This window comes from Ensifer sp. 4252 (genome assembly GCF_050434565.1).
Taxonomy (GTDB): Bacteria; Pseudomonadota; Alphaproteobacteria; order Rhizobiales; family Rhizobiaceae; genus Ensifer.
Genome location: NZ_JBNDIU010000062.1, coordinates 1 through 5,438, shown reverse-complemented (window position 1 = coordinate 5,438; position 5,438 = coordinate 1). Strand labels below are relative to the sequence as shown.

The window sequence follows — 5,438 nt, the reverse complement described above, 5'->3', positions numbered from 1 at the left end:
GCTTGAGCGTATCGCCGCAGGTTGGCCATCAAGCGATCTCGACGCTCTGATGCCCTGGAACTTCAAGAAGTAACGGCCTCACGTCACCGCTTACGGTGAGTCACACCCCGATCACGCTAGAGCCGCTCGATCACACTCGAGCGAATGACTACCTCGTCCTGATTTAACCGCGCCTCCAATTCCTTCCGATAGGCGGCCCACCACACCCGCTCCAAATCTTTTGCCATCACCTCGACCATGACTATACGGTCCCGTTCGGCGCCTCCAGGCGACTGCCACAGCCCTTCAGCCGGCGCTGTCACATGCATTGTCACTCCGCCGAACGTCGCCGTCAGCTCTTGCCGGATCCGCTCGAGTGGTGCGCGCGCGTTGCCATTCGGGATAGGCACAAGGATCTCGATAAGATGCATCACCGGATCTCCCCATTTTCAAGTCGCGGCAATAGTCGTGCCATCGCCTCACTTATGGTAGGCCCACGAATGGCGCGCCTACTGTTTGGACGTATCCAAAAGCGGAGAAAGCAGCCGCCGGTACTCTTTCTCGGGAACGCCGTAAGCGTCTCCTGCCGTAGTCTCCAGAACAGCGCGGTCGCGGACCTTGATCAGGGCCCGTTCCGCTCTGATGGCTCGATGTCCTTCCAAAATATGGAGAGCATCGGTTACACTGGGACGACGTACGCCCAGCATGAGAGATAGGAATTCGTGCGTCAGAGGAAGCTCGTCACCCAACCTGTCCTGACACATAAGAAGCCAGCGTGCGAGCCGTTGTTCGACGCCGCATCGCCCATTCGCGAGCGCTGTTTCGGCAACCTGGATCATGAAGACATGCGCGTAGCGAAGCAGTACTGTCCTAAGGGTAGGGCTGGTGTCCATCGCCTGCCAAAGTTTTGGGGTCGGGATTCGCAGAGCTTCCCCTCCGGCCTGCATGAAAGCCCGGTGGGGTGTCGCTTCGATGCCCAGCAAGACCGGAACTGCGGAACACCCTTCGTGTCCGATACACCCGACCTCGATTTGGTTCGTCCTTGCACCAATAACGATTTCTGACGAGAGGCCGCTTTCAAAAAAATAGACGTGGCTTATCGGCTCGAACGGTTCGAACAGCGAGTCTGCCTGGTCGAGCTTGACGCGTTCAAGGAGAGGCTGAACAAGCACCCGATCCTCATCGGAAAGGGTGTTAATAAGTCCGTTTCTCATCACCGGCTCACCTACACGGTCTTGGTGATTCACAACTCTCGGAAATAGGACGACTTCCTTCGGTGTCTATGGATTAAAAGCCACCATAGTGAAACATTCTCGATCGGCCCTTGTTAGGGAGAAGTCAACCGAGGACGACCCATGACAAGGTACTTCTTCCATATTCGCTATGGCGACAGTCTGGTGCTTGATCCAGAGGGGGCTGAGTTTCCCTCCATTGATCTCGCACGCGAGGAAGCTGTTTCCTCGGCTCGCGAAATCCTTGCTCAACGCGTCAAGCAAGGTGATCCCCTTGAGGCAGAGAGTTTTGAGATCACAACTGAAGACGGGCAGGTAATGAGCACAGTGCCTTTCCGATTGACCATACGCCTCAGTCGCTGACCGCGCTGTGACGGCTCGTGTCTGGTGTAGTTTGCTCGGCTCGTCGCCGGCAGGGAACAATGCGGCCGTGGGCTTGTTAGTCTTGGGTAACCGGAAGGAGAATGCGATGGGTATTATCAAACCGAAAGATGGCGCTGCTGGCACCACTGATCAATCGCCGCGCTGGGAGGGGCCCGAGGAGACAAGGCCACGCGGATATCTTCCTGCAAAGGACAACCCTGACAATGTTCGCGACGCGGCTGGTGAAACAAACAAGGATCCGGATCGCAAACGCGCAGCTGATGCGCGGAAGACCAAGGGCGATAAATAAGGGAATGCGGGCGATGGAACATCGCCCGCTCTGCTTTAAGCGGACCCATTGGGTTCATCAGGCAGAGGTCCCTATTTCATCCTCCAGCACCTTCCGTGCTCGGTTTACCCGGCTTTTCACGGTCCCGACCTCACACCCGCATAATCTTGCAGTTTCTATGTAGCTTGTGCCGGATGCTACAAGCAGCAGAGTGTTGCGAGACTCCTCGGGCAGCCGCTCGAGCGCGGCCGACAATTCAGTCTGGCGAACGGCCCATTCTTGTGCGCCATCGCAGCCGACAACGTTCACGTACCCATCGTCGATACCGACGACCTCGCGACGGCGCCTCTTATATTCCGTATTGAACGTGTTTCGCATGATCGTAAACAGCCAGGTTTTCAAGGCGGTACCCGGGCGAAACAGATGCTGCGATCTGAGCGCCCGCCAGATCGTTTCCTGCACCAGATCCTCCCGGTCGCATTCGAAGCGGGCTAAACGACAGGCGAATTTTTGCAAGGCGGGAAGTAAGTCGGTAATGCCGTCCCGGACCTCGTTTCGTTGGATGAATGCGTCGATATTATTCATGATTGTTCTCCTTCCCAAAATAACGGAAGGGGAGATTTGAAGTTCCTGTGCGCTACCGTACGTTTCTCAACGCATTCCTAAAGTAGGGGGGAGAGGATAAAAAAGCTGCCGCTTCCGTCCTCGGGCACTTGTCTCCCGGAACCAGTTCATAGCGTGGCTCGATTTTCGTCGGTCCCGGCGGATGGACAAAGCCCGTGGCATCGGACACCGACAATAGTGCCGTCACTCCTCAGTCCCGGTCTTGGAATGCGGCGCTGCAATGGGCTTTGATTCCGGCGATCCGCGGAAGCGAAGAAAAATAGACAGAATGATAATAACTGCTGTCGACAAGAATTCCGATTGCCAGTTTTGGAATGACTCGAACCAGAACTGGGCGCTCGCCAGGTGGTCGTAAACCGGGGCGGGGTCCTGCCCGTGCATCAGAGCTTCTTCGGCTTGCGCTGCAGCACTGTCTCGCAGGTGCCAGACAAAGGTGAGAAGGAAGAGGGCGAAAAGCACAATGCCCAAGGAATAGGAATAGAGTGACTGAAAGGAACCGCCGATCCGCAATGGAAGCGGGGGCCGCGTGCTGGCCGAAACGGCATCGCGGATCTTGTCCTGTTGTGCTGGTTTGTCAGGATCTTTCGACTCAGCCGTACCCCGCTGGAAGAGGAAAGCGGTCAGCACCACGTAAGCCGACTGCAAAAACTCGCTTTCCCAATTTCGAACAACGCCGAGAGGAAATGACCCGTCAGTAGGTAATCGGACATCGAAACAACCTGTCCGCCATGCTGCATCAATTGGTCGTTGTAGACTGATCGACCAGTGAGCATCATGCCGATCAGGGTTGCAACAGGGGCTCAGGACGATCGTTAGTCCATTTCATGGTGGCCTCCATGCACTTTGCAAGCGTGACAATGCTTTCGCGCGTGTTGTCCGCTCCCGGACCCACTGCAACAACCAGGCCTTAACAACCGATTTCCTCGGCGTTTCAGGGTCTATCGGCGTTTCGGTCGGCTGTTTCGATGACGAAGGCATTTCCCTTGGTTCCGAAAACACCGCCGAACCATGCCGCGATTGCACCGAGCGCCAGGGCGACAAAACCGAGGAAGGCGCCTGCCGATACGGTAGCGGTGGCCGTCTCTGCAGCTTCAATAGCCTGTTGCTTTGCGGCTTCGACATTTGCGCGGTAAGCCTGCTCGTATTGTTCGACCTGGGTGCGCGCCTGATCGACCGGAATTCCTTGGGCCTTGGCTATCGCATCAGCGGCTCGCGCCCGTGCCTCATCCGCCGTTGCATCGTCACCTGTCACCAAGGCCTGCATCGCGGAGACGGCCATGCTCTGCAGCGCTTGGGGGTCGCTACCAGTCGAGGCGCGAATTTGCTGCTCTATTCCGGCCATCGGATTGGTCGCATTCGCGAGGGCGGGTGCGGCGGCCGTAGCGGCCGTCTGCCCGACTCCGCCGACTATGGACGTCAGGCCGCTGAAGGCGCCGCCGACGACTGCTCCAACCGAAGTTGTGAGCAAGTACAGAACCACCAATGTCGTGACGGCCCAGGCAGTCAGCCCATGGTAGCCTCCCGTGGATCCGCTAGGACGACCGGACAAGCGACTTGCAACATATCCGCCGAGAAATGCGGCGATGATCCCAGCCGCGACGAACCAGATGCCACCGCCTATCGAAAATGAACTGGCGTCGGGATTGTCGGATGTAGCAGGGTCGAGCACAGCCGCCCCGATACCCACGCCGAGAAGATTGAGAAGGAATTGCGTGGCGAGGGCAATCACAACGCCAGCGGAAATTGCCCCCCAACTAACCTTGCTGAACGCGACGGTCGCTGCCGCGTCGCCATATAGGAGATCTTGCGGTTCATGGTTCGAAACAGTTGTCATGGCGCTGCTCCCGAATATCTTGATCGACAGGTGAATGGGTACCTAACCGGCTGCAGACACGGATGTTCCGTCGGCCTCATCCGGCGGCATGGACGTCGTCGATAACCATTCAGCTCAAGACGAGCCTTATACCCGGGGCGCCGACATGGCGGAGTTTGGAACAGGGGAGGGTGACAGAGCATGCACGCGCGGCTTCTTCTCAGGTTGCGAGCGCTTAAGCCGGAAAAATTCACCAAGATGTGGGCGTGGACTATACGAGGCGGCCGCACAGCAAATCAGGTCTTCAGGGCATCACAGTCGACGCGATGTAGGTTGATCTGTCCAGCAAGGCGCGGTCGAGTTTGCGAATTACTCCGACCCGTTCCCCAATCTCGCTGTTTCCGGTCATCAGCGGCACGGCGGGGATCGCGAATGAGCGCCAGACGCCGTCGTTCTGACGGACGCGGTGTTCATGAACGAAGGTAAGCTTCTGCGAGACCGCGCCCTCCCATGTGACAACCGTCGCGCGTTGTCTTCGGGAGCGACGGTAATGGCCGCCCGGCCGTATCCCTGACTCCTCGAAGCTAGCCGTCGACGCGGTGCACGGCGTTCTACGGATCAACAGTGCCGATGGCGAAATGCTCGGGCGAACAGCCTGGCTTTTCCGTCGCTGCCGGGTTTCAACTCTGAAATTGCGGGGAGGATCCAGACGGCCGTGGTGGTTGGGTAGGTAGCCAGACCGTCTGGGGTTCGCGTTGGTTGCTTCATAATACGCCACGCTTATGCGCTTAAAAAACGCAGGCGAAGGGGTATTGTTCCGATTGCTAATCACGGTGGTCAACTACGACGTGATTGACTCATGCGCCCCCGAGACGGCCTCTCCGCCGGTCTTCGAAGCGAGGTACACAACAGAAGCTACGATCTGTAGGATCAATCCAATGCCCCAGATAACCAAACCTATATCTGCCATTAAGTTTACGCCGAGGAGCGCGCCGACGATCATTAGCACCCAGCCTAGTGCGATCTGAATGCGTGCATTCCTAAGAGGCTGCCTCAAAAAGAGGTGGGTGATTTCAACAGGTTATGATTCCTTCGGATTTGCGAGATTCGATGGAGAACACAATGGCCTGGACCAAAA

Annotated in this window: 6 protein-coding genes and 1 pseudogene; 2 read left to right on the top strand and 5 right to left on the bottom strand. The window is 57.2% G+C overall.

What is annotated here, in order from left to right; translation table 11 throughout:
* Positions 1-116: 116 nt before the first annotated feature.
* Both ABIE33_RS36030 and ABIE33_RS36025 read right to left on the bottom strand, forming a co-directional pair.
* Complete coding sequence (locus ABIE33_RS36030; RefSeq protein WP_429133908.1) at positions 117-410, bottom strand: hypothetical protein; 294 nt, start codon at positions 408-410, stop codon at positions 117-119.
* Positions 411-488: 78 nt separating this feature from the next.
* Complete coding sequence (locus ABIE33_RS36025; protein WP_429133907.1) at positions 489-1,193, bottom strand: Crp/Fnr family transcriptional regulator; 705 nt, start codon at positions 1,191-1,193, stop codon at positions 489-491.
* Positions 1,194-1,334: 141 nt separating this feature from the next.
* Between ABIE33_RS36025 and ABIE33_RS36020 the strand changes: the two genes are divergently transcribed.
* Positions 1,335-1,574, top strand: coding sequence for a DUF6894 family protein (locus ABIE33_RS36020; protein WP_429133905.1), 240 nt, complete (start codon positions 1,335-1,337; stop codon positions 1,572-1,574).
* 106 nt (positions 1,575-1,680) lie between these two features.
* Positions 1,681-1,884 (top strand): hypothetical protein, encoded by a 204-nt coding sequence (locus ABIE33_RS36015; protein WP_429133903.1) that lies wholly within the window; start codon positions 1,681-1,683, stop codon positions 1,882-1,884.
* Positions 1,885-1,941: 57 nt separating this feature from the next.
* Here ABIE33_RS36015 and ABIE33_RS36010 read toward each other — a convergent pair whose 3' ends face one another.
* From ABIE33_RS36010 to ABIE33_RS36000, 3 genes and pseudogenes are all read right to left on the bottom strand, one after another.
* Positions 1,942-2,448 (bottom strand): sigma-70 family RNA polymerase sigma factor, encoded by a 507-nt coding sequence (locus ABIE33_RS36010; RefSeq protein ID WP_429133901.1) that lies wholly within the window; start codon positions 2,446-2,448, stop codon positions 1,942-1,944.
* Positions 2,449-2,670: 222 nt separating this feature from the next.
* Positions 2,671-3,224, bottom strand: a pseudogene (locus ABIE33_RS36005) (DUF6766 family protein).
* 194 nt (positions 3,225-3,418) lie between these two features.
* Positions 3,419-4,321, bottom strand: coding sequence for a PhnA-like protein (locus tag ABIE33_RS36000; RefSeq protein ID WP_429133899.1), 903 nt, complete (start codon positions 4,319-4,321; stop codon positions 3,419-3,421).
* Positions 4,322-5,438 lie beyond the last annotated feature (1,117 nt).